The organism is Marinomonas sp. PE14-40 (assembly GCF_051623805.1).
GTDB lineage: Bacteria > Pseudomonadota > Gammaproteobacteria > Pseudomonadales > Marinomonadaceae > Marinomonas.
Map to the genome: position 1 here is coordinate 4,561,283 of NZ_CP130700.1, position 24,222 is coordinate 4,585,504.

25 protein-coding genes are annotated in these 24,222 nt (G+C 39.1%); 18 read left to right on the plus strand and 7 right to left on the minus strand.

Annotation, left to right across the window (positions count from 1 at the left end):
- The first annotated feature begins 212 nt into the window (after window positions 1–212).
- From Q0A08_RS21090 to Q0A08_RS21115, 6 genes are all read left to right on the plus strand, one after another.
- Window positions 213–455, plus strand: coding sequence for a hypothetical protein (locus Q0A08_RS21090; RefSeq protein WP_438463464.1), 243 nt, complete (start codon window positions 213–215; stop codon window positions 453–455).
- Between the two features lie 493 nt (window positions 456–948).
- A complete protein-coding gene (locus Q0A08_RS21095; RefSeq protein ID WP_438463465.1) occupies window positions 949–2,004 on the plus strand; it encodes a hypothetical protein in 1,056 nt (351 codons plus the stop codon).
- A gap of 672 nt (window positions 2,005–2,676) precedes the next feature.
- Complete coding sequence (locus Q0A08_RS21100) at window positions 2,677–3,528, plus strand: TauD/TfdA family dioxygenase (RefSeq protein ID WP_438463466.1); 852 nt, start codon at window positions 2,677–2,679, stop codon at window positions 3,526–3,528.
- A 67-nt stretch (window positions 3,529–3,595) separates the two neighbouring features.
- The gene (locus Q0A08_RS21105) at window positions 3,596–4,321 is read left to right on the plus strand and encodes a sulfite exporter TauE/SafE family protein (RefSeq protein ID WP_438463467.1); all 726 of its coding nucleotides are present in this window, start codon (window positions 3,596–3,598) and stop codon (window positions 4,319–4,321) included.
- Window positions 4,322–4,773: 452 nt separating this feature from the next.
- Entirely contained in the window at window positions 4,774–5,424 is a 651-nt protein-coding gene (locus Q0A08_RS21110; protein WP_438463468.1) for a hypothetical protein, read from the plus strand.
- A gap of 412 nt (window positions 5,425–5,836) precedes the next feature.
- Window positions 5,837–6,097 carry an antA/AntB antirepressor family protein gene (locus tag Q0A08_RS21115; RefSeq protein WP_438463469.1) on the plus strand — a complete coding sequence of 87 codons (261 nt, stop codon included), beginning with the start codon at window positions 5,837–5,839 and terminating at the stop codon, window positions 6,095–6,097.
- A 126-nt stretch (window positions 6,098–6,223) separates the two neighbouring features.
- Here the strand turns inward: Q0A08_RS21115 and Q0A08_RS21120 are convergent, their stop codons facing one another.
- Complete coding sequence (locus tag Q0A08_RS21120) at window positions 6,224–7,729, minus strand: PLP-dependent aminotransferase family protein (protein ID WP_438463470.1); 1,506 nt, start codon at window positions 7,727–7,729, stop codon at window positions 6,224–6,226.
- A 95-nt stretch (window positions 7,730–7,824) separates the two neighbouring features.
- Here Q0A08_RS21120 and Q0A08_RS21125 point away from each other — a divergent pair, with 95 nt between their 5' ends.
- From Q0A08_RS21125 to Q0A08_RS21145, 5 genes are all read left to right on the plus strand, one after another.
- Window positions 7,825–8,457: an FMN-dependent NADH-azoreductase gene (locus Q0A08_RS21125; protein ID WP_438463471.1), complete on the plus strand. Its 633-nt coding sequence runs from the start codon at window positions 7,825–7,827 to the stop codon at window positions 8,455–8,457.
- A gap of 17 nt (window positions 8,458–8,474) precedes the next feature.
- Complete coding sequence (locus Q0A08_RS21130; protein WP_238326213.1) at window positions 8,475–9,164, plus strand: DJ-1/PfpI family protein; 690 nt, start codon at window positions 8,475–8,477, stop codon at window positions 9,162–9,164.
- Window positions 9,165–9,500: 336 nt separating this feature from the next.
- The gene (locus tag Q0A08_RS21135) at window positions 9,501–10,082 is read left to right on the plus strand and encodes an NAD(P)H-dependent oxidoreductase (RefSeq protein ID WP_438463472.1); all 582 of its coding nucleotides are present in this window, start codon (window positions 9,501–9,503) and stop codon (window positions 10,080–10,082) included.
- Between the two features lie 165 nt (window positions 10,083–10,247).
- Complete coding sequence (locus Q0A08_RS21140; protein WP_438463473.1) at window positions 10,248–10,634, plus strand: hypothetical protein; 387 nt, start codon at window positions 10,248–10,250, stop codon at window positions 10,632–10,634.
- Between the two features lie 509 nt (window positions 10,635–11,143).
- Complete coding sequence (locus tag Q0A08_RS21145; protein WP_438463474.1) at window positions 11,144–14,194, plus strand: aminotransferase class III-fold pyridoxal phosphate-dependent enzyme; 3,051 nt, start codon at window positions 11,144–11,146, stop codon at window positions 14,192–14,194.
- Window positions 14,195–14,439: 245 nt separating this feature from the next.
- Here Q0A08_RS21145 and Q0A08_RS21150 read toward each other — a convergent pair whose 3' ends face one another.
- Together Q0A08_RS21150 and yqfB are read right to left on the minus strand one after the other, a co-directional pair.
- Window positions 14,440–15,405 (minus strand): carbohydrate porin, encoded by a 966-nt coding sequence (locus Q0A08_RS21150; RefSeq protein WP_438463475.1) that lies wholly within the window; start codon window positions 15,403–15,405, stop codon window positions 14,440–14,442.
- Window positions 15,406–15,963: 558 nt separating this feature from the next.
- A complete protein-coding gene (gene yqfB / locus Q0A08_RS21155) occupies window positions 15,964–16,287 on the minus strand; it encodes a N(4)-acetylcytidine aminohydrolase (RefSeq protein ID WP_438463477.1) in 324 nt (107 codons plus the stop codon).
- A 121-nt stretch (window positions 16,288–16,408) separates the two neighbouring features.
- On the opposite strand from yqfB, the gene Q0A08_RS21160 reads away from it, so the two are divergent.
- The 7 genes from Q0A08_RS21160 (at window position 16,409) to hpt (ending at window position 19,860) form a co-directional block, all read left to right on the plus strand.
- Window positions 16,409–16,855 carry a GNAT family N-acetyltransferase gene (locus Q0A08_RS21160; protein WP_438463478.1) on the plus strand — a complete coding sequence of 149 codons (447 nt, stop codon included), beginning with the start codon at window positions 16,409–16,411 and terminating at the stop codon, window positions 16,853–16,855.
- A gap of 142 nt (window positions 16,856–16,997) precedes the next feature.
- Window positions 16,998–17,459 (plus strand): hypothetical protein, encoded by a 462-nt coding sequence (locus Q0A08_RS21165; RefSeq protein WP_438463479.1) that lies wholly within the window; start codon window positions 16,998–17,000, stop codon window positions 17,457–17,459.
- Window positions 17,460–17,487: 28 nt separating this feature from the next.
- On the plus strand, window positions 17,488–17,682 hold the full coding sequence (locus Q0A08_RS21170) for a hypothetical protein (protein WP_438463481.1): 195 nt from the start codon (window positions 17,488–17,490) through the stop codon (window positions 17,680–17,682).
- Window positions 17,683–17,684: 2 nt separating this feature from the next.
- Entirely contained in the window at window positions 17,685–18,191 is a 507-nt protein-coding gene (gene sodN, locus Q0A08_RS21175) for a superoxide dismutase, Ni (protein WP_438463482.1), read from the plus strand.
- 15 nt (window positions 18,192–18,206) lie between these two features.
- Entirely contained in the window at window positions 18,207–18,500 is a 294-nt protein-coding gene (locus Q0A08_RS21180; RefSeq protein ID WP_438463483.1) for a S24/S26 family peptidase, read from the plus strand.
- Window positions 18,501–18,642: 142 nt separating this feature from the next.
- On the plus strand, window positions 18,643–19,125 hold the full coding sequence (locus tag Q0A08_RS21185; protein ID WP_438463484.1) for a GNAT family N-acetyltransferase: 483 nt from the start codon (window positions 18,643–18,645) through the stop codon (window positions 19,123–19,125).
- A 201-nt stretch (window positions 19,126–19,326) separates the two neighbouring features.
- Window positions 19,327–19,860, plus strand: a complete 534-nt coding sequence (gene hpt, locus Q0A08_RS21190) for a hypoxanthine phosphoribosyltransferase (protein WP_438463486.1) — start codon at window positions 19,327–19,329, stop codon at window positions 19,858–19,860.
- A gap of 75 nt (window positions 19,861–19,935) precedes the next feature.
- Here hpt and maiA read toward each other — a convergent pair whose 3' ends face one another.
- From maiA to hppD, 4 genes are all read right to left on the minus strand, one after another.
- Entirely contained in the window at window positions 19,936–20,577 is a 642-nt protein-coding gene (maiA, locus tag Q0A08_RS21195; protein WP_438463487.1) for a maleylacetoacetate isomerase, read from the minus strand.
- Window positions 20,578–20,666: 89 nt separating this feature from the next.
- Complete coding sequence (locus Q0A08_RS21200; protein ID WP_438463488.1) at window positions 20,667–21,659, minus strand: fumarylacetoacetate hydrolase family protein; 993 nt, start codon at window positions 21,657–21,659, stop codon at window positions 20,667–20,669.
- A gap of 87 nt (window positions 21,660–21,746) precedes the next feature.
- Window positions 21,747–22,874 carry a homogentisate 1,2-dioxygenase gene (locus Q0A08_RS21205; RefSeq protein ID WP_438463489.1) on the minus strand — a complete coding sequence of 376 codons (1,128 nt, stop codon included), beginning with the start codon at window positions 22,872–22,874 and terminating at the stop codon, window positions 21,747–21,749.
- Window positions 22,867–23,958, minus strand: a complete 1,092-nt coding sequence (hppD, locus tag Q0A08_RS21210) for a 4-hydroxyphenylpyruvate dioxygenase (RefSeq protein ID WP_438463490.1) — start codon at window positions 23,956–23,958, stop codon at window positions 22,867–22,869. Before hppD ends, Q0A08_RS21205 begins: the two co-directional genes overlap by 8 nt.
- Window positions 23,959–24,222: the final 264 nt, after the last annotated feature.

Sequence of the window (24,222 nt, forward strand, 5' to 3'; positions counted from 1 at the left end):
GACCGTTTTCCATAAGCGGTCTAGCTTTATTAGATTCACTCAAGGATGAGGGATCTACAAATGCCAAAGCCTCGTAAAGCGCTTATAAGTCTTCAAGATACTGCCTATTATCATTGTGTCTCTCGTAGTGTTCGTCGTGCTTTCTTATGCGGTGACGATAAGTTCACGGGTCAAAGCTATGAACATCGACGAGGATGGAAAAAACACCCGAAATGTCAAAGCATACTAGTATAAAAACCCGCATCGAAGTGGCGAAAGCCAACCAAACTCAACCTAAAATACTATTCCCCTTTATTGGTTATGAAAGGGAGGATCAACCAGAAGGTTTGCCCTTCAAACTCACCGATTATCTTGAATTGATCGATCTCACGGGCAGAGTATTAAGGGAAGACAAGCGAGGTAATATTGATATGAGCCTTGCACCACGTCCCTTTATTAAAAGCTCAACGCATTAATCTCACTTCAGAGCAGTGGCTAGAAGTGACAACAGGGTTTGAAAAGCATTTCACTACAGCGGCGGGATCAGAAGCTTCATTAGCTGACTACTGTGAACATGTAAATATCAAACGAAGGCCCAGCTTAAAAACGTGTAGACGGCTTTTGTCTTAAGCATAAAATAAACCTACATTTTATTCTAAATCGTTAACGCGAGAATGCCTGCTTCCATACTTTCTGAAAATCACTTAATTATTCTCTGAATAAGCTAAATCTGATCCTTTTTCCCCTATAAATTTTTAATACTCCTTATTAGGCTGGCATATTCTATATTGAGTCTGGGTGTTGGTTTTGATCTTTTTTACACTGGCTGTCTCGGTTAATTTCGCATGTTCCCTATCTCGTGTGATTATTAATTTAAGCATCCGTTATTTGACATATTGTTTGAAGCCTTAATAATTATGTACTGTTTAAACGGCATAATTATATAAACTAAAAAGGAACTTTTTACTCATGAAAAATAATATTTCCATAACAAAAATTCCAAATGTTTTTTCCTATCTGTTTTATTTATTAATGTATTTATTACCGACTATATCGAGCGCCGCAGAGACTTATAATACAAAAACAGGCTATGAAGCGCTTGAAAATGTTACTACAGGGAGATTTAACACTGCTTATGGTTGGGATGCACTTCACAGCAATACTGAAGGCACTTATAACACCGCTTCTGGCGTTATCGCTCTTTATTACAACACCACAGGGAACCATAATACAGCTAATGGAGCAGGAGCCCTAACAAACAACACCACAGGCCGTAACAACTCTGCAAGTGGGGCTTTCTCTCTTTATTACAACACCACAGGGAGCGAAAATACGGCTACTGGTTATCAAGCACTAAATTTAAATGTTACAGGGATTAGAAATGTTGCTGTCGGTCATAACGCCCTTTTAAATAATAATAGAGGGTCAACCAGTAATAAAGAAGGTTCATCAAACACGGCCGTTGGATGGAGCGCTCTTAAGAGTAATACAAGTGGAGTTCAGAACACTGCCGTGGGTGAGTCGGCACTTCAAAGTAATAATATTGGAGAACACAATACCGCGATAGGGGAAGATGCTTTATTCAATAATAAGAGTGGCAGTGGTAATACCGCTACTGGTGAGTCTGCGCTTTATAATGCAAAAGGGAATAGAAATATAGCGATAGGAGCCCAATCTGGTTGTGCATTAGTAACAGGTAACAATAATATTTATATTGGTAGTTTAGGTGCGAACAACGATAGTCATGTTATTCGTATCGGGGGTGACTCAAGTACAGTTAATAAATGTCCTCAGAAAATTAATCTCCCAGTACAAACAAAAACCTATATAGCAGGAATACATGGAACGACGCTTGAAGGTGGAGATGGCAAGCTTAAACAGGTCTACATAAATTCTTTAGGCCAGCTTGGTACATCAACAACTACATCACTATCAATTAATGCAATGATTGAAAACCAAAATGCAGAAATCAAAAAACTACGTAATGAGCTGAAGGAACTACGTAAAATGATTGAACTTTTATAATTTATCAGAAATTGTCGGAAATTTATACTTAGCCTATAAACGCCCCAAGAAGGGGGCGTTTAAAATTCTGCTGGCTGAATGAAAGCGAGGAAATGTCTATTTTTATTAAGCTGATAGTGTGTAATTGTTCTTATATTCCATGGTCGCGCTCCTTGCGTTATTTATCGTTTAAAGGCTCGTTGTTGTGCTCATCCTAAGTACGAACAGCTAGCTTAGCTAATCCTTGGCTGCTTCATTGACCTTTCTAATTCAGCCTGTCCTCTGTGCTTTTAAATGCTTTCTTCAAGTGAACTTGATTTACTTTAGAGGTACTTAATTATTTAGTTTGGGAGGAGGAAATAATTTTCTAGGGTAGTATAAAGACTTATTGATTATGTAAATCCCTATTTAAAAAAAGTTAATTCGTTTTTTCTTTCTACTCTTAAGGGAGTGAAATGCTATTTCTGAAAGAAGTGACTTTTATAAACGAAAATTTTAGTTTTAATTTTAAATTATCAAGCATAAATATAAAGATAATTCAATTACTTGTTGTTACAGTTATATATTAAAATTTTACAGTTATTTTTCAAATAAAATTATTTTTTTATAAAAATATGAATGCTATTCTTATTGGCGATATCAATACGAAATTTTGATGTCAATTTGGAAGTAAAGCATAAAAGGAAATTAGCAGTGGAAAACGTAGTAGAATTAAGTAACATCGAAGATACACGATATACATTTGATGCCAATACCAATTTAAATGAATTAACTTATGATTTAAAATCTGAAAAAAATATAAATAGAGATGAAGTTGACTCTATAATAAATTGTTTCAATAAATATGGTGCAGTTATCGTTCAGCATAAAGATGTTGAAAATTCAAAGGATATTTTATTAGAGTTGGGTAAATATTTTGGAAGTCCAATTGGACATGATCGATCTGACTCTAATGGAATAACTACAATTGCAAACTTAAAAGGATATGAAGGCTACTTAGGTGCTAGTTATACTGATCACCCATTACATACAGGGGGAGTTTATAGTGACACACCACCAATTGTATTATTATTGCAATGCGTTAAGCCTTCATCTGTAGGTGGAGACTCATTTCTAGTGTCTTCTAAGAAAGTATATGATTACCTTTCTGAAGTTGATAGTAAAGGTTTAGAGCTCCTTAAAGAACCTGGTACAGTAACTATTAAGCGTGGTGTAGCTGAAGCATCTCGAGCAATATTTGACAAAAATATTTTGAACAATGGATCATATATGTTTTCTTTTCGTTGTGATGATATTATTCGATTTGAAATTAACCCCGCAAGTCTTGTGACTACTTTAGGAAAGATAAAAGAATATATTGATAGGCCAGAAAATCAAGTGCGGGTTCGTTTAAAAGAAAATCAAATTCTTATTTGTGACAACTCCTCTGTAATGCATGCACGATCCGCATTCCCTAAAGATGAAGATCGTCTATTACTTAGGCTTACTTTAGATGGTAAACCAGTAAATACTGAATCACATCAGCTTGTTCTTGGATTTAAATAGAAATAATTAAACAGTAGGTAGAGCCGCTTATTTTAGCGGCTCTAATTATGACTATCAGGAGTATGACTTGGATTCATTATCCATCTATTTTTTGTTATCTATTTTTTCATTAATTACATCATTAATTACAGCTATTATAGGTATGGGAGGTGGGATTCTATTGTTGGCATTACTGCCTGGATTAATTCCTGTAAATGCACTTATACCTGTACATGGGGCAGTTCAGTTATCAAGTAATTTTAGTAGATTCGTGTTTGATATAAAACATACATGTTTAAAACCATTAATTCACTTTTTTATAGGTTCAATACTTGGCTCATATTTTGGTTCGAGAGTTTTAATTTTAATAAATTTAGAATATATACCTCTTATTATGAGTGTTTTTATACTGGTTATTTTATGGTTACCGATAAAGAAAATATTACTCTCAATTCCTGGTAGATATTTCAGTTTAGGTATTGTGCAAACTGGATTATCATTATACGTTGGTGCTACAGGTCCTTTAAGTACATCTTTTCTTGTTAAAGAGGGCTATAGTTCAAGAGAGGTTATAGTTACAAATGCAGCTATAAATACACTGATAAATATTGCAAAAATAATTGTCTTTTCTTCACTTGGTTTTGTTTTTTATGAATATTTAATTCATATTACGATGATGTCTATTTTTGCTATTTTAGGGTCGTACTTAGGCACAAGGTATAGAAAGAAAGTAAATGTTGAATTAGGTAGAAAGATTTTGTTGTATATGGTTTCAATACTTTGTATAAAAAATATTTTTTATAGTTTTTATTAAATGATTGTAAGGTAGGTAGAGTTACTAGAGGTATATGTCATTAAAGTTGCAAAGTGGTTTATTAATCTAATCTTAGGATATTTATTTTAAAGTGTCCGGTTAGCGTGTTTCTTGTAGAAGAGCATTGACTCCACACCTACCTAGGTTTTCCATTTATGTGCGCTGGCAAAGTCTAGCATTCACACCCTACGTTTTATCGTTTAAAGGCTCGTTGTTGTGCTCATCCTAAGTACGAACAGCGAGCTTAGCCAGTCCTTGGCTGCTTCATTAATTCTTCTAATCTAGCCTATCCTCAGTGCTTTTCAAAGTTTTCTTTTGGTGAGCTTAATTCACTTTTGAAGCAAAAGCTCATGGTTGTTAGAAGTGTTAGAAATTTTTTACAGGAGGGCGTAAGGTTCTATCGCATTTAAATTTTTACTAGTTAACTTGATTAATTTATATTTGGGAAATTTATGGATATAACAATAGAAAACTCAACAGAGCTTGGCGTTGGAATTTATGAACTAATGAAAAAAACTATTTATAAAGTTCAAAAAAAACGACTAAAAAAGTTTTTAAGGTGTGTCGATCTTAGATACGAGTATATGACTTTGTTAGAACAGGCTGAGCTTAATAAAAAGATAAACACCGAAGAAGGCCAAGAAATACTTGCGAATTTTGCTGAATCAATTTTGAAAACTACTTCTGATCGCGTCTGTATGGCGACTGCCCTATTATATTGTGAAGATAGAGACTTTAACTTTGATGATACTGAAAAAATAACACTTATTTCAGCTATGAAAGAATTAAATGATGATATTTTGGACTTTTTTTTGGAAACGGCGAATTTAAGTCGCCAAGAAGTTAGAACTCCATATCCAAGAGCAGGTATAAATAAACAAAACTTTGAAAGGTTTAGCAAGAAAAGATGGGATAAAGAAGCTGTCTTTGTTTATGTGAATGATCTTATAAGATTGAGGCTTTTATTACCTGACCCTGCTTCTTCTGTTGGTGCAGGCGAAGGCTCTGGGCAGGATTGGTCTGCTTCTTTTGGCATAACAAATAGAAGCTTAAAAATGATATCTTTATTTAGAAAGTCTGAAGAACTTTTGATTGAAGCTTAATCCAATATTTAATTGGAATACTATATGTACTTGTTAAACCAAAAAAAGCTTATAGCTGGAGATATAATACTCACTGATAATGATGCAAAGTTAAGTAAAGTAATAAAAAAAGTATTAAATGGTAGTTAGTTTCTTGCCCACCATTTACACCCGCACCTACCAAGGTTTTCCATTTATGTGCGCTGGCAAAATCCAGCGTCGTGACTCAAAGCCCGCATTAACCTTAGCGACCTAAAACACGCACCGCGTGTTTTTTGTGGCCGAGATTCGCCTGTAATGGTGGGTCTTTATTAGGCTAGCCTTGGCTAGGCCGTTTCTTTGGGCGGTTGTTGCAACCTAGTATTGACCTGCCACCTTATCGAGATTGCAACCTCGTACGGTGGTAAATAAACCAAAGAACAGGAGGCCATTGATGGCTATTCAATCCGAAATCCAAGTAGAACGCTTGAACTCTTCAGAATCCCTTTCTATTCAAACTCATGAAATTGATAATCGAAAATGCGAGACAGTAGACGCTCGACAACTACACTTATTTCTTGAAGCTGGGCGTGACTTCTCTAATTGGATGAAAGCACGTATTAAGCAATATAAATTTGTCGAAGGTGAGGGCTTCATTTTGATTTCTTTAAATGATCAAAATGGGCTTTCACCAAAACGGTTGAGAAAATCTTAAATACAGGTGGTAGGTCAATAAAAACCAAATACCCTACAAAAATTAAAAAAAGGTACTCCCAATAGGAGTTATTTAAAGCTGGCTTAACACTTACGTCGTCAAAGAAGTTCAAAAAGTTAAGGTGATTTACAGTCCCTCTTTCTTGCTTTGCCAATAGGTGGAGCTTAGTTTTTTGACTGAGCTAACGATTTGCTCAACGTTATAGGGGGCGTAGCCAAAAATAACGCCTTCTCTTTGTGGTGTTTTAAAGTTGAATAGAGAGGTGGGTAGTAGTTCTATATCGACACTGGCGGCGGCTGAAATGAGCTGCTTTTGTTCCACACCTTTTTTTAACCAACCGATTAAATGTAGGCCACCGTCTAAAGGTGGTAGCTCTAAAATATCTTCTAAATGCTCTTTTGCTGCGTTAACTAAGGCTTTTTGACGTTCTGAGTAGAGTGATCGCATTCGTCTAATGTGCCTTGAAAAGTGTCCGTGATTAATAAAGTCGGTCAAGACTATTTGTTCTAGTGAAGGAGAGTGGCGATCGAGCAGCCAGCGAATGGTGCCAAGGGGTTCTACCAGTTGTTGAGGGACAACCATGTATCCTAATCTAAGTGCTGGGAAGAGTAATTTGCTGAAGCTGCCAATGTATATAACACGGTCATCATTTGCCATTGTATGAAGGGTTGGCAGAGGGCGGCCACGATAGCGATATTCACCGTTATAATCATCTTCAAGAATAATGGTGTCAGTTTCTTTGGCCCACTTTAACAAGGCTTGGCGTCTGGATTGGGACAAGGTCGTACACAAAGGAAAGTGGTTAGCGGGAGTAACATAAAGCAGCTTTGCTTCGCTTATCGTTTTTTGTAATTCATCAACATCTAAGCCGTCTTCATCTACTGGAATAGTCACTATTTTTGCGCCAGCTAATTCAAACACCATGGCTGCATGGGTGTATCCTGGGTCCTCAAAACACACGACATCACCAGGGTTAATTAATAACTTTGCCAATAGTTCTATTGCTTGTTGTGCACCCGCGGTAACAATAACTTGTTCGGCTGTTGTGCTTACTCCCCTTGAGACACCAAGATAACTTGAAATGGCAGACCTTAAAGGTTCGTATCCGCAAGAGTGGACCCTCTCCATCCAACTGTCTGGCTTCTGGCGTAATTTTTTGCTCATAAGTTGAGCCCATTGAGCTCGAGGAAACTCGAAATAATTTGGAATGTTTGCTCTGAAGGGGCGAGCCGTACCTTGGCCTCCTTGCGATATGTCAATCTCATGGTTTGCAAGGGCTTGATAGCGTTCAGAAAAATCTGTCTGTTTTATGGTTATTGAAGACGCATCACTTTCTTGGGTTGAATCTTTTGATGGCGGTGGGAAGTGATCTGTCACTCGGGTTCCTGAACCACGCAGGGTCACAATAAAACCTTCTAAAGCAAGTTGTTCATAAGCGTTGATAACGGTATTGCGTGCAATGCCCAGTTGTTTTGCTAAATGACGGGTAGAGGGTAGTCGCTCACCTGCTCTTAAGCGCTCCTGCCAAATGGCTTCACGTATTTGATTCTCTAACTGACGAAAGAGTGCAGTAGGGTCTTCTGTGCTGATAGTTATGGATTCAAATTGAAAGCGAAGGTGTTTGCCCGTCATAAAGTGGTTCCTAAAAAATGAGGAAAGTGGGTCTTTTTGGGTAGACTACTATAATTTAAGATCATCAGCACTTACAAAATTGAAGTGCAAAAATCATGAAAACTCTCCTTCTTATTCAATCTACTCCCAGAGGTAATGGCTCTAATACTATGCCCTTAGCAGAGCACTTTATTAACGCTCTTCAAGCTAATGGTGAGCGCTGGAATATTGATAAATTAAACTTGTGGGATGAGTCTCTTCCAGCCATGGACGGCGACATACTTGATGCAAAATATACCTTTTTTCAAGGGCAAGCACTGACAGAAAAACAGGCGGCGGGTTGGTCGCAAGTTAGGCAACATCTAGACCGTTTTCGCCGCGCTGATGTTGTTGTATTGGTGATGCCAATTTGGAACTTTGGTGTCCCTTATGTGCTTAAGCATTATATCGATGTTATTACCCAGCCGGGGCTTTGTTTTAGCTGGAGTCCAGATGCCGGTTATCAATCATTATTAGACGCAAAAAAAGCCTTTTTATTGAGTTCTAGTGGTCAGGATTTTCGAATTGGCTCGGGTAATGAGAAAGATGATTTTGGCTTAACTTATATCGAGCGTTGGTTGAAAACCTATATGAATTGTGAGGTAGAAACCGTTGCCTTCGCACCCACTATTGCGGAAGAAACTAAGGTTATAGAAGCTAAAGAGCAAGCCTATAGCCGAGCATGGAATCTCGCCCAAAGTTTTAATTAAAATATGGAGTTAGTGTAATGAAGAGCTATATACAAAAAATAAGTAACATGATTTGTCAGTCGATGCTGGTTGGTATTTTTGTGTTATTTACGACGAGTGTCCATGCCGCCAGTGCCAAAATTGGTGTTATCGTTTTTGATGGTGTGCTGACCAGTGATGTGACCGCGCCAATAGAAGTGTTTGGCGCGGCGAGTAAAAAAGCCTGGTTCTCTGATTATGAAGTGGTTGTAGTGTCTGCAACAAAGAATAAGACGATTAAAACCGAAGAAGGCTTAACCATAACGGCAGATAAAACAATTTATGATCCATTAACTTTAGATGTTGTTATTGTGGCCAGTGCATACAATATGAGTCCTGTGCTTAATAATGAAACTCTAATCAAGTTCGTTGAAGATCAACATGGTCAGGCTAGCTGGATGGCAAGTAACTGTTCTGGAGCCATGATATTGGCTGAAGCAGGTGTGCTAGATGGAAAAAATGCGACAACTTGGGCAGGTGGTGAAGAAGACTTTGCCGATGACTATCCAAAGGTAAAAGTACAGTTTGATAAAAACTTCGTCATTGATGATGGTGTCTTAACATCAAATGGTGGACCAGTAAGCTATCAAGCAGCATTCGCTTTGTTAGAACAGTTGAGTTCTGATGAGTTTTCACAAGAAATTGCTGAGCTAATACAATTTAACCGTTTAGAGACAGCATTTAAGTAAATCTATAGGCAGGTAAGGTTTACAATCTTGCCTGCTCATTCTCCTAAATTTAAACCTCTCCAAACTCTCTTATTCTAAAAGCTTGAATCAATCGTTAAGTTATCTCTTGCTAATTGATGCCTAAAGAAGAATCTTATCTCGGGTAATAGCTTGTCTACTCAACAGAGAATGTTGCTAGGCTTTTCTAATAAAAACGGTAAAATCAGAAGTTAACCAAAGCTAAGGAAGGCGGATTAATACACCTTTACACCTTTCTTATGCTTTAAACATCATTTCACTAAACCTTTATTTAGCTGTGTAATTAACAGCTAAAGGGTTAGGTAGTAAGGAATACTTTTGAACTGTTTAGTTGTCATTGCACATCCTTTAGAAAATAGTTTATGTAAGCATCTTGCTAGCGAAACTATTGAGCACTTAAAGCTGCAAGGCTATAACCTCACGATTAAAGATCTGTACGCAGAAAGCTTCAACCCAGTATTAACTGAGTCTGAAAGGGCGAGTTATTATCAGGCTCCGTTTGATAGACAAGCGCTTAAAGATGATATCGAGCAGTTAAAAAGTGCAGAGTCCTTAGTACTTATCTTTCCTACTTGGTGGTTCGGTTTTCCTGCGATTTTGAAAGGTTGGTTTGATCGTGTTTGGGCACCTGGACATGCTTATGATCATGCTTCAGATTTTGGACCAATTAAACAAGGTCTAGGTAACTTAAAAGAAATGAAAGTGGTTACAACACTTGGTTCACCTTGGTGGGTAGATGCATTTGTTTTAAGAAGGCCTGTGAGGAAAATACTAAAGCTCGCGTTATTAGGTGCTTGCGCCAGTAATTGTAAGTTTAAGATGTTATCCCTTTATGAAAGTGAAAAACTGACTAAGGAAAAAGTTGATAAGTTCATCCGAAAAATTGAATTAAAATTTTAAAAAGCTGAAATTATCCTAAATGTACTTTAATTAAATAAATTGTTTGTTTTGTGTACAAAGGTAAGTTTTTTGATGTAGTATCACCTCATACGTAAAGTTATGTACAACTTTGTAAGGTTTTAGTTATGCTCGGATGCATTAATATTTAGGTGGTAAGAGTATATTATGGAAGCAGGTCAAACGAATTTAAGAAAAGGTAAGTGCCTATTTGGTTGGGTATTTGTTCTTTCTAGTTTTGTGTTTTTTGTGCCGGATCTAATTGGCCAGATGTTTCAGCATAGTGCTATGCAAGGTTCGATATGGACACATAAGATTGATCCTATCATGGATAGGTTTACCTATAATTCACCGTCTTATTTAGCCTTTAGTGGTGTGATTATTCTCTCTATGCTCAATGTGTTAACGGTTATTTTCTCTTGTATTGTTTTTGCTTTCGTAAGCCTTCTTGTATGGAAAAAAGACAAGCATGTGGCTTTGTCAGTAAAGCAAGAGGCGCAAAAATTAGAGTCTATTTTGGCAGATTTACAATTGGAGCTAGATCAGCGTCGCTAGACCTTATCTATTACTTACTCAGATAAGTTGGATTATTGAGCTTATCTGATGTGCTCTTCCTTTCACTTTCACTTTCACTTTCACTTTCACTTTCACTTTCCCTTTCCCTTTTTGGGTTTTCATTTTTAGTGGGTTTGCTTGATTGAGCTTATGTCTGTTTTAGTAGTCGCTAAATTAGAGAGTTGAACTACACTTAATTTGCTCGATTAACTTATTGGCCAAGAGAGCTTGCTCTCAAATTACTTCTCTCTCATAGAAAAGGATGATTGGCAGTGTGCCGTTAATAGTGGTGAGGTTAGCTTCTGGCGATTTCACTGGGCCTTGTTGATACAAGGTGAAATTATTACGGCCTCAGGCACCATTAGGTGCCTTTTTTTATGTCTGTAGAAACTTATCTTTTTTCCTCCTTTCTTTCCCCTCCTTTGATTTGGTTTGTTTGCTATAGGTTTAGCTGATAGCCCCACTAGAAAATAGATATTATCCATCGTGTGCTTAGGGAATTAGTATGTTTGAAAGACTTTTCACTTGGTATAAAGGGTTTCAATATGGTGGCGTTTTGGACTGACTTGGTAAAAGAGATATGGAAAATTAATGGGGACTTAGCTCAATTAGATGGAGAGTATGACCTCAACTTTTCTTTTGAAGGGGACGTCGCTGCTGTTTTGAAAGTCATGCGTGTTGGTTGTGATGAAAACTTTATTGACCTACAAACCAGCGCTTTACAGTATTTGTCTGAACAGGCTCCCTCTATTCCCGTGCCAAGGGTGATTCCAACCTCAAAAGGTGAGCTTTATCTCAGTGTCACTGGGCCTGATGGTGAAAGTCGTATTGTTTGGTTGCAAGAAAAAGTGTCGGGTAAAACCTACGCAAACTTTAAGCCTCAGAATTTACCTCTAATTTATAATCTAGGTGAGGTAGTTGGCTCGCTAGATAGGGCTTGGTTGGGTTTTGATCATGCAGGTTTAGTACGAGATTTTAAATGGAATTTGATGTCGGCAGTTTGGATTGAAGCTGAATTATCAGTTATTCAAGATGATTCTAGGCGTCAGCTTGTTACTGATGTGCTATCGCAATATCAGCGGATCATGCCTGAACTAGCGAGTCTCAAGCAGCAAGCTATTCATAATGATGTGAATGATTACAATATTATCGTAAGCGGGTCTTTGACTGATCAAGCAAAAGTATCTGGCCTGATTGATTTAGGGGATATGTGTGCCAGTCCTAGAATCTGCAATTTGGCCATTGCAGCGGCTTATATGGTGCTCGGTCAGTCTCAGCCTGAGCAGGTAATAGAAGCCTTAGTTGCTGGGTATCATGCTAAAAATCCATTAACCGCAAATGAGTTAGCCTTCTTATGGCCTTTATTGAGAATGCGTTTGGCTGTGAGTGTTGTTAATTCCAGTCTTGAATCTCTGCAAAACCCTGAAGATCCCTATATTACAATTAGTCAGCAAGCTGCTTGGCAGTTTCTGGAAGAAAACAAGGTTAATCAGGATTTACTCATTAGCCGTTTAAGGCTTGTTTGCGGTTTTCCCGTTACAGAGAGTGCGCCGCGAATTATGCGATGGCTAGATAATGAACGAGGTAATTTTGCTCCTGTTCTAGGCGTTGATTTAGCCGATGCTAGTATGCGCAGTCTTTCTGTGGAGAAGAGTGTCTGTCCACAAAACCCGTTTGAGTTAACCGGAAAAGAGGCAGAAGAGCTTGGTGGAAATTACCTTGCAGAAGAAGGTGTTTGGCTTGGTTTTTACAATGAACCTAGATTGGTTTATACAGATAAAGCCTTCAGGAAAGGAAGATATAAAGCCAGTAACCGTAGGACTGTGCATATTGGTGTTGATGCTTTTGGGCCAGCGGGTTTAGAGGTGTGTACACCTATGGCGGCGGCGGTCGCATTTAGTGAGTATCGTAGCGATTATTTAGATTATGGTGGCATGGTTATCTTGGCGCATACGACTGAAGAAGGTGACCTTTTTTATACCTTGTACGGGCATCTAGATTCAGAATCAATTACGTCTTTAGTTGAAGGTCAAATGCTAGAAAAGGGCGAGGTCTTTGCGCGTTTAGGCGGGTTAAATTCTAACGGTGGCTGGAACCCTCACCTACATTTTCAGCTGGCATTAACAACGAAAGGGATAGGTGATAACTGGCCGGGTGTGGCTGACCCAGATGAACTGGTGTTATATAACTCACTTTGTCCTAATCCTGCTGCTTTACTAAATCTTGATGATGATAAAACCGAATACCAAGGGACACAAAAAGCCTGTGTTCTAGATAAGCGCCGCTCTCATTTCGGTGAAAACCTAAAGCTGACTTATGCTAAACCTGTCATGTTTCTTCGGGGTTGGCGTCATCATCTATTTGATGAGTGGGGTCGACCTTACTTAGATTCTTATAATAATGTGCCTCATGTGGGGCATGCCCACCCTCGAATTCAAGCCGTGGCGGCAGATCAACTATTGCGGATGAATTCAAATACGCGTTACTTGCATCCTGCTCAAACTGAGTTCGCCGAAAAAATCCTATCTAAAATGCCAAATGAATTAGATGTTTGTTTTTTTGTGAATTCAGGCACTGAAGCGAATGAATTGGCTCTGAGGTTGGCGCGTGCTCACTCTGGCGGTAAGGATATGGTCACACCAGATCATGGTTATCATGGTAATACTACTGGGGCGATTGATATCTCGGCTTATAAGTTTAATGCCAAAGGTGGCGTTGGCCAGGCTGATTGGGTGCAGCTAGTGGATGTGGCGGATGAGTATCGAGGACCATATCGTGTAGATGATTCCCGAAGAGCGCAAAAGTATGCGGGGCAAGTTGGTGATGCCATTAGTCGTATTGAAAGAAGGGGCGGAAAGCTCGCGGGGTTTATCGCCGAAACCTTTCCAAGTGTCGGAGGCCAAATTATTCCACCAAAAGGGTATTTATCTGAGGTTTATCGGCGTGTTCGACATGCTGGTGGTGTGTGTATCGCGGATGAAGTGCAAACGGCCTTTGGTCGACTAGGTGATTACTACTTTGCTTTTGAACAGCAGGAAGTGACGCCAGATATTGTTGTCATGGGTAAGCCTGTTGGGAATGGACATCCTATCGGTGTTTTAGTGACTCGTCGGGACATTGCGGAAAGTTTTGCAAAAGGGCCTGAGTACTTCTCAACATTTGGTGGATCTAATTTATCCTGCCGTATTGGTAAAGAAGTGCTGGATATTGTTGATGATGAAGGTTTGATGCAAAATGCTAGGCTCATGGGAAATGAGCTGATTAATGGCCTTAAACGTTTGCAAGAAAAGCATGCGTTAATCGGTGATGTAAGAGGGTGTGGTTTGTTTATTGGTTTGGATCTGGTGACCAATCGAGAAACTCGAGAGCCTGCAACACAGGTGGCCGATTATGTTAAAAACCGCATGCGTGAAAAACGAATTTTAATGGGAACAGAAGGGCCTACTGATAACATTCTAAAAATTAGACCGCCTTTAACTATTGAGGCTTTAGATGTAGAAATGATTTTAACCATCATGGATCAGGTGTTAGATGAGGCGCGATCTTTGTTGTCTCGCTAACGACTTAAGTAGAGAGCTTTCAGTTGCTTTGAGTTAATGCATGTTTTGGGTTGATAGTTCTTTAGTTGAGAAGCTTTTAGTTAATCGCTATTTCGTTTAAACAAGCTCAGTATCTGGCCAAAAGGGGTAAGGCCAGATACTGCTCTTACGCGTTCTATGTATTGCTTATGCCAATTCAAATAACAGCTTGTTAAGGTGTGAAAATCTCAATGCTTTTTCAAACCGTCACTCGGCTGTAGAAGTGTTTAAAAGGCGTAGTTGAAACGAACTCTTGTTGCTAGAGTTGTGTCATTTGTTCCAGAAGAAACGTTGCTTGCTTTAGAGTAAGATCCTGCCAAAGTAACGCTAGCATCATCAATATCAAATACAGGTAGAGTGTAGGCTAGGTAAGTTGTTAGTACACTCGGATCATTGCCTGTCGCATTGTCTTCATCTGATGCGATAACACCCATGCCAAAGTCATCTTGAGTCAGGTTGGCAGAGTAGGAGGTAACGGTTTGATTTGCTGTATCATCATCCATGTTTGCGAAAGAAACATTGATATCTGCATCACCTAATTCGAAAGCGGCAGTAACAGATACACCAGATTTATCTACATCTGAGGCTGTGGTTGTGCCATCGTATTTTACTTGCTCAAAACCTGCAGAAAGGGTGAAGCTTTCTGCTTCGTAAGTTACCGTTGGGCGAATGCCTGAGAAAGCTGTTTTGTTGTCTCCGCTAGAGTCGTCATCGCCATAAATCGTGTTTATTTGAAAAGATAGCGTTTCACTAGATGTGATGTTTATCGCGATTTGTCCGCCGTCATCACCCGCACGCCCTCTTGCCATACTGCCTTGATAAACGCTTACGTCACCTGCGTGTTCTACTATTGTGTCTTTTCCAAGTGGAAAGAGGTTGATTGCTTCAAAGCGACCCACTTGAATGTCGTAAGTACTATTGCCTATTTGAATATAGGAATCATCAACAGAGGTAGTGCCATCAGTTGAGAGTAGCACAGCACCTTTGGCGCTAATAAAATTCTCGCCAGATGTTTTGGAGTCAGATACATAGAGTGCTACACGACCGTTCTGGTCGAAAGTTGTGCCGCCAGTGTCTGCATTAACTTGGTCTGTATCTATCTCAATATCTGCATCGAATGTAGGGGCTGCGGATGCATATCCAAAAGTTAATAAGCAGCTAGCGACAGCAAGATTAAGGGCAGTTTTTTTCATTTCTATGTTACCTCGGTATGTATTTTTATTATGTTTTATTGGTTGTTATTATTTTTCTAGCAACCTGCCCTTATTAAACTTACATAATGAAAATTCTTAGGCAATCTTATTTCTTGCTTATTTATTTCTTAATTTTTTCTTTAAAAATAAAGACTTATCTTAATGGTTTCTTAACTGTTTAATTTTTCAAGATAATTTATGAGTTCGATTCAGTATTTTGAAATTGCTTTTTTGTTGTAAAATTACCACTTAATTTTCTCTTAACTTGCTTTTGTATCTTTTAGATGGGGTTTTGAGTTGTATCGGAGGAAGTTCCAGTTTTGATAAAATCAATTTAAATAAAGCGAATAAAAACAGAGGGGAATATAGATAGGTACGAAATGTAAAAGTGAGGAATCAGTGAGATGGCGACAACCACAATAGGTTTATGTTCGTGAACTTAATAAAGAGATTGAATTAAGAGGGTAAAGAGAGTTTCTGTTAAAAAAGCGCTTTAGTAAGTAGCGCTATCAGTCGCGGTAATAGTTATCAATTTATCGAATTAAATTGTGCTTTTGCTTAAGTTTCTAGTTGATAACTAATCATATAAAGCTGACTAATGCCGGGGTAAATATCTTGGATAACGGATTTGAGTTGATCCAGTGACATATTTTCTTGATTAGCATGGAACTCACTTAGTTCGTCAAAAAGCACAGGCGTTACTTCTAGAATATGCAATCTGCAAAAGTAACGACCCTCTTCTAATGTCTTAACATTCACTATGCTGTTAACTTGATAGTCGGATTCAGACTCATCTCTTAATGTGATAGTTTTTTTGCCTGAGAGAATATCTGCTTCAAAACGCTCAAAAAAAGTCATTTCTATTGGTATATTTGTATTCATGTTAATTTTCCCTAATCAAAAAATACTGATATATCTTAATCTAAATACTTTAAATTATTAATATAAAACAATAGCTTGAAGTGATTGTAAAACAAGCAAACGCAAGGAGCAAAAGGCCAGAATGAGCATTAGGACTCAAGTTGTAACAGAAAGTGAGTTCCAGCAGGCTTTCTCAAGCGTCAAACAAGCTTTGTTTGACTATGTTGATGCCGTCTACGGTTGGGATGATGATTTTCAGCAAGACCGCTTACGACATGATTATGAGCTGACTTGGTATCATTGGTTGTATGAGAAAAACACTAGGATTGGGCTTGTTTGTTATCGTAAAAAAGAGAGCCGTTTACACCTACATCTGATGATTGTTTTTACTCAATTTCAAGGTAATGGAATAGGGCGTCATGCTATGGATTTTTTAATTAACGAAGCTCGGCGTATGGCTTGTGACCAAATCTCATTATCTAGTTTTACCCAAAATAAAAGAGCCTTAGCTTTTTATGAGAGTCTTGGTTTTGTAACCGATTCAACTGAAGAAAATTTCATCAATATGTCTTTCCAACTTAGCCAATAGATTGGTTTATTTTTATCTCGATTTTAATAGATAGCTTAGCTAACTCACCGCCTCTTTCCTTATATTCGTTAATTTGAATCTTGTGCTTGTTAAAATTATATATAATAATGATTCTCGTTATCATTTGTTTTGGTGAGTTGTTATGGATGTACCTATTACCCATTGGGAAGAGTTGATGCGACATGCTAGAAGGGCATTTCAAGAGTGTGCTTATCGAGAGGCGCTTGAATTAAACACTTCAGCATTACTCTTTTCAAAGCGACATTTTAATCAGCTATTTGAACTAGATGCAGATAGGGCGATAGCGGCTGTGTTAGTGAGTTATTTTAATGCGATAGATAATCATCTAGCACTGTATGACTTTATTAAAGCAAGGGAGTGTTTTGATAATGCACTGAGTTTTCTGATTGCAGTTAATGCAAAGCCGCAGCTGTCAGAAAAACAAAAGCATGCCATTTTGCATGGAGCTTCTCATCTACATAACGAATGGTGTCGCTTTTTGAAAGCGAATCAAAATGATGTTTCAGACCTTAAACTGTCTACATTTCAGGCGTCATTAGCTGCTTTATCTGCTCAAAATCATCATGCAGTGATTCTTCACTAATTATCAAACACTCTAAAGGAGTTATATTTTGCGTACTAAATTGATCGCACTTGCTGCGTTAGTTTCCTCCAGTGCTTTTGCTCACCCAGGTCATGATCATAGTCACTGGCTAAGTGATCCAATTCATGCCTTAACCATAGTTGCCATTCTTGGTGTCGCTGCTGTTGGGGTTTTCTTCACCGTTAAGAATAAATTTTCACAATCAAATAAAAAGGAAGACTAGTTATGTTGCATACCATTACTAAAAAATTAGTGGGTAACGCTAAGGTTGCAACTGTGTCTGCCCATTGTGATATCCCTTGTAAAATTTATGATCCAGCGACTGCTCAAATTGCCGCATTAACCATTATTCGTATGGTTGATCTCATTAATGAGTTGGATGCAAAAGACTGTTTATCTATCAAGGATCAAGCTCAGCTGATTCGCTTGGTTAATGAAAAAGAAGCCCATGGCACTAAAGTAAAAGAAGAAGTGCGTGTCATTTGGGGAGACTACTTTAAGCAACCTCAGTTCGACCAAGTGCCTAATGCCCATGAGTTGGTACATAAAATTATGCTGCAGGCTTCAAAGGCAAAACAAGGTGTGTCTCGTGATGATGCTCTGGGATTACTTGAGTTGGTCAATGAATTTGCCGAAGCATTTTGGTTAACTAAAGGCGTAGCAACTTATAAAGCTATCTCACCTTACCTACCATCAGAAGCTGTCGTTTACCCTAAGCTAGATGCTATTTAAGTCGAATCGTATCTAATGAGCATTTTTTGCTTTCATAAAGTCGAGGGTGACAGTATGTTTCCCTCGTTACGCTCTGGTGACTTTGTTATCGCCACTCGTCTATACGTTTCTATTTCTGTAAATGACATCATCTTGGTGAAACACCCAGAGTATGGCTACATTATAAAGCGTGTTACTCAGCTGTGTTTAGAGAAAGGCGCTTGGTTAGTGGGCGATGGCCAGCGAAGTGTGTCATCCGAACAAATGGGTTGGATTAATCTAGACCTCATTGATGCGAAAGTCATATTCTCTATTAAGCGCAAAGTTTGATTCTGCTATTTCAATTTTTTCTGTTTGTTGATTCACTTTCTTAGGGATGATTTACCTCTTTTACACTCTTCATTTATTGAGTCTTTATTCTTGGCTAACGTACACTTGTCATCTTCCATATCATTTAAAAAGGAGGCTGAATATGGAGTATCGTTTAGCTAATGAAAGTGATCTCGACCCTCTATCTAAGCTTTTTCATGAATACCGTAGTACATCTATTAGTCTGCAAAGCTTGGCAGAGCTGGCGGATAGTCAGGCTTGGGTTAAGGCGAGATACGATCACCAAGATGCAGTGTTTATTCTGGCAATAGAAGATAAAAAAATAAAAGCCTTTATCACCCTTTACCAAGGCTTTAGCTCTGTATCATTAGAGAAATACTGGATTCTCAATGACCTGTACGTAAGAGTTTCAGCGAGAGGTAAAGGCTGTGCTAAAGAGTTGATGGTGTTTGCACATGATTATGCAGTAGCAACCGGAGCCAAGGGAATTGAGCTAGAAACGGGTGAGCATAATATGATTGCACAAAACCTTTATTCAACGTTAGGTTATGAAGAAAACACTCACTATAAGCATTATTTTTGGCATGCTCAAAAGAGTCAAATGGACGAAGAAGAGGCTGATTAGCCTATAGATATCGAGTGATTTTCATTTTAATAACTTACATGATGAAATTTATTGCTCATGAAAATCCTATTTAACAAAAACAAACCTGCTTGGTGGTGTTAGAATGGTAACGATTCGAACAAGTGGACAGACTTTTCGTATCTTCCCAAGACAGTGATACACAACTTAATGATGGCCAGCCTCGTTATCAGTGGAGAAGCAATGAAACACCGCGTAGATGTGATGATTTCTGAACAGGAAGTTCAGCAGAGAATTAATGACTTAGGTAAGGAAATTAGTGAACATTATAAAGACAGCAGCAACCTTGTAATGGTGGGTTTGTTACGTGGTTCTTTTGTTTTTATGGCGGACTTAGCCCGTGCGATTGATGTTCCTCACCAGATCGATTTCATGACTGCCTCAAGTTATGGCAATGATATGACCACATCTCACGATGTTCGTATCCTAAAAGATTTAGATGATGATATTAAAGGTAAAGATGTTTTCCTTGTTGAAGATATTATTGATACAGGTAATACCCTGAATAAGGTTTGCGAGATTCTTTCTATCCGTGAACCTAACTCTATCAATATTTGTACCTTGTTAGATAAGCCATCACGCCGCGAAGTGGAAGTGGATGTTAAGTGGGTTGGTTTCGCTATTCCTGATGAGTTTGTTGTCGGTGTGGGAATTGATTACGCACAGAATTATCGTCACCTACCTTATATTGGTAAGGTTGTTCCTTTAGAAGATTAATCTGTCTTTAAAGGAAGAAAAAACCGCCACTCTCATGAGTGGCGGTTTTTTTGTATCTCGCGAAACATTAAAGCATTAATTTGCGTCTTCTTGTTGTTCTGGCGATGCTTTGAAAAATGCTTCTAATGACAAGCAGTTCTCATAAATTCCTAGAATTTTAGGGTAAGCTTTCATGTCTAATTGATACCTGATGGCATTATAAACTTGAGGCACAAGTACTAGATCTGCCATAGTTATTTGATCTGCGAAGCAATACTTGCCGCCATGAGATGCTAAACGTTTTTCTAATGCATCAAAGCCTACTTTCAGCCAGTGTCTATACCAATTTTCAGTCTCTTGTTGCGAGTGCCCCAGTGGGGATTTAAGGTACTGTAATACCCTTAAATTGTTAATAGGGTGCATCTCACAGGCAATATCTAAAGCACATGCCGTTACCTTGGCCTTTTCTATTTTATCCTCTGGTAGAAGGGGATACTGAGGATAAACATCGTCTAAATATTGCAAAATCGCCATGGACTGATTTAACACAAGCTCGCCATCAACTAGGGTCGGGACAAGCTCGGCTGGGTTAAGCGACTGATAGCTTTCTAAATGCTGTTGACCACCGTCTTTCACAAGGTGAACAGATTCAGAGTGATAGTCTAAGCCTTTAAGGTTAAGGGCTATTCTGACTCGATATGCCGCTGAACTACGCCAATAGCCATAGAGAGTTAACATGCTTTTACCTTGTTCTTATTAGTTTGTCTTAGTGAGAGAGTGATAGAGGTAAAAAGGGCCTAAAAAATAGGGCCCTAATCGTTAAAGCATTAAGGTGCTGGTTTGTAAGCCACAACATTCTGCTCGATAGCACTAAAAATACTCTTTCCATCTGCATCAAACATCTCAATGCGTACCTTATCACCTACCTTCATAAAGGAGGTTTCAGGCTTACCTTGTTCTATCGTTTCTAACATACGTACTTCAGCTAGACAGCTAGAACCTAAACTGCGATCGTAATTTGACACTGTGCCAGAACCGATAATGCAACCAGCACCTAGAGGGCGGCTTTTGGCAGCATGGCTAACCAAAGTAGGGAAGTCGAAAGTCATATCAACACCGGCTTCTGGTTTACCGAATAACTCACCATTTAAATGGGTCACTAAAGGCAGGTGAAGTTTCTTGCCGTCCCAAGCTTCGCCCAATTCATCTGGCGTGACTGCAACAGGAGAAAACGCGCTAGAAGGTTTGCTCTGGAAAAAACCAAAGCCTTTTGCTAATTCACCTGGAATCAAGTTACGCAGAGACACGTCATTGACGAGCATGAACAAACAAATGCTTTCTGAAGCAGCTTGTGTGTTCGCTCCCATGGCAAGGTCTTGAGTCACTACTGCAATTTCAGATTCGAAATCTAACCCCCAAGCTTCATCCGTTAATTGGATATCGTCATATGGGCCAATAAATTGGTCGCTACCACCTTGATACATAAGAGGGTCATGCCAAAAGGTTTCTGGCATTTCAGCGTTTCTGGCTTTACGTACTAATTCCACGTGGTTTACATAAGCGCTGCCATCGGCCCATTGATAAGCTCTAGGTAGAGGAGATTCACAAGCAGCAGCATCAAAGGCAAAACTGTTTGCGGCTTCACCTTGGCAAAGAGCAACATATCTATGCTTTAGTCTTGGTTTGATATCATCCCAATTATCAATAGCGGCTTGCAGAGTTGGAGCAATATCACTGGCATCGACAGCAGCCGTTAGATCACGACTAACGATGATAAGTTGACCGTCACGGCGGTTATTTTTTAATGTGGCTAGTTTCATAGGGTTAACCTTTATTCTCTGGCCTAGACCAAAAGTTTGGTCTAGGCCTTTTTCTCTATAGGGTCTTTGATCGTTTGTAATATCTGGCTATTTCTCTTGCCAGCTATAAACATAATTAGGGTTTTCTACCTGATGTGCTATCTCGCCAATCTCTAAGGAATCCCTTGTATCTATCATGACTGCGACTTCATCGGTAAATTTCTTCTTATGCTCACGACCTGCTTTAAATGCCTTGGGGTGAGGGCCATGGGTAAAGCCTGCAGGGTGAAATGTCATCATGCCTGCATCGATATTGTCACGGCTGAAGAAGTCTCCTGCATGGTAGAAAAGCACTTCATCATAATCATCATTGTTATGATAAAAAGGTACTTTCAATGCACCAGGGTCACTTTCAATAGGGCGAGGTGCAAAAGTACAAATGACAAAGCGTTCGGCTACAAAAGTAGTGTGGGCAGATGGCGGTAAATGATATCGATGGCTCATTAATGGACGAATCTCGCGCCAGTTAATGGCTAATACACTTAAATCTCCATGCCAGCCTTGGGCATCTAGCGGATTAAAAGGGTAAGTAACTGTTGAAACCTGATTGTGTCGTTTGATTTCAACTTGCCAAGTATTCTCATCTTGCTGATCTAAAAAGGCTTGGTTGATCGCAGGAATACGAAGCGCAGCTGGATCAAAAATAGCATGGTTACCCACTAGGCCTTTTTCAGGTAATTGATAGCTATCATTAGTCGCTTCAATCATTAATATGTGTGCCGCTTCTTCTAGCTCTAAACGCCATTTGGTCGAACGTGGAATGACAATGTAATCCCCTTCGCTGAAAGTAAGGTGGCCATAATCACTCCAGATAATGCCTTGTCCTTGGTGAATAAATAGCAACTCATCACCATCGGCATTACTCACCAAATAATCCATACTAGACGTAAGTTGCCACATGCGCATTTTACAGTGGGCATTACTAAGCACAGGTTTTTGCTGCCAAGGATTAGCACTGGTGAGATCCAACTTATTTAGGTCAAATGCTCTGGGCTTTAATGGCCCAGTCCACTCACTCCAACCTGTTGGCGCATGTTTATGATGGAACTGGGTAGCAGGGCCAAAAAAGCCACTGCGACCCGCTTCTCTCTCATAAATCGCCTCTTCAGGGAAGTCCGCATGGGCCTGATTTGAAGTAATACCTTCCTTGTGGGGAAAGCTCGCAGGTTTACGCATCGTTTAATACCCCGCGACGAATTTGGTCTTCTTCGATACTTTCAAACAGGGCTTTAAAGTTACCTTCGCCAAAGCCTTCGTTGCCTTTACGCTGAATGATCTCAAAGAAGACTGGACCTATTACCGTATCGGTAAAGATCTGCAGCAAGGTGCCATCTTTAAGTGGCGCACCATCGATCAATATACTCAGGTCTTGAAGGTCTGCTAGGTTTTCACCGTGACCTACGACCCTGTCGTTTACTTTGGCATAATAGGTATCAGGTGTGCTCATAAACTTAAGGCCGCCGGCTTTAAGCTGGCGCACTGTCTCATAGATATCAGAGCTAGACATGGCAATGTGTTGGATACCTTCGCCATTGTATTGGTTTAGGAACTCTTCGATTTGAGATTTATCGTCTGAAGATTCATTGATAGGGATACGGATTTTGCCACAAGGGCTGGTCATAGCACGACTAACTAGGCCTGTTAATTTACCTTCAATATCAAAGTAACGTATCTCGCGGAAGTTACCAATGTTTTCGTAGAAGCCTGCCCAATGATCCATGTTGCCACGCATGACATTATGGGTAAGGTGATCAACCTCATATAGACCCGCTTGATGAGATAGCATTTTTGCTTGGTAGTCTTCGTAGAAATTGAAGTCTACGTCATAAATGCTTTTATCTCCGTAGCGGTCGATAAAGTACAAAGTGCTTTCACCTATGCCGTATACAGCAGGTAGTTTTAGCTCCATAGCGCCTAGGTTGCCGCTAAACTCTTTGGCACCATTGGCAATGGCATGTTGCATGGCAACAGAAGCATCTTTCACTCTAAAAGCCATGCCACAAACGCTTGGTCCGTGGATGCGAGCAAAAGCTTCTGATTGAGAGTTTGGTTCAGAGTTAACAATAAAGTTGATATCGTTTTGACGGTATAACCAAACTTCTTTAGATCTATGTTTGGCAACTTCGGTGAAACCGAGGGAAACAAATAGGGCTTTAAGGTCAGCGATACCTTTTTCATCTGCTGCTGTGTATTCAACAAATTCAAATCCGTCTGTACCTAGTGGGTTGATGCTGTAATCAATTTTTAAAGCCGTGTTCATGTCTATCTCCTGCAATCTTTTGTTTTTGTTTTTGCGTTAGTTGCTTTTAAATAAACCGAATTTATGGGTAAAACAAAAGTCTTGTTAATGAGGTCGAGATAGTCGGAAAAAGTACTTGGTTGTAAGCTTGGCTTTACGCCTGATTAAAATTTGAACGAGTTAGCCCTTTGTTCTCTTTAAGAATGAAAAAAGTAGATTAGAAATAGTGAGATTATCTAGGAAAAATTGAGTTGAATCAGTCTATCGAAAGAGTAAGCTTAGCTG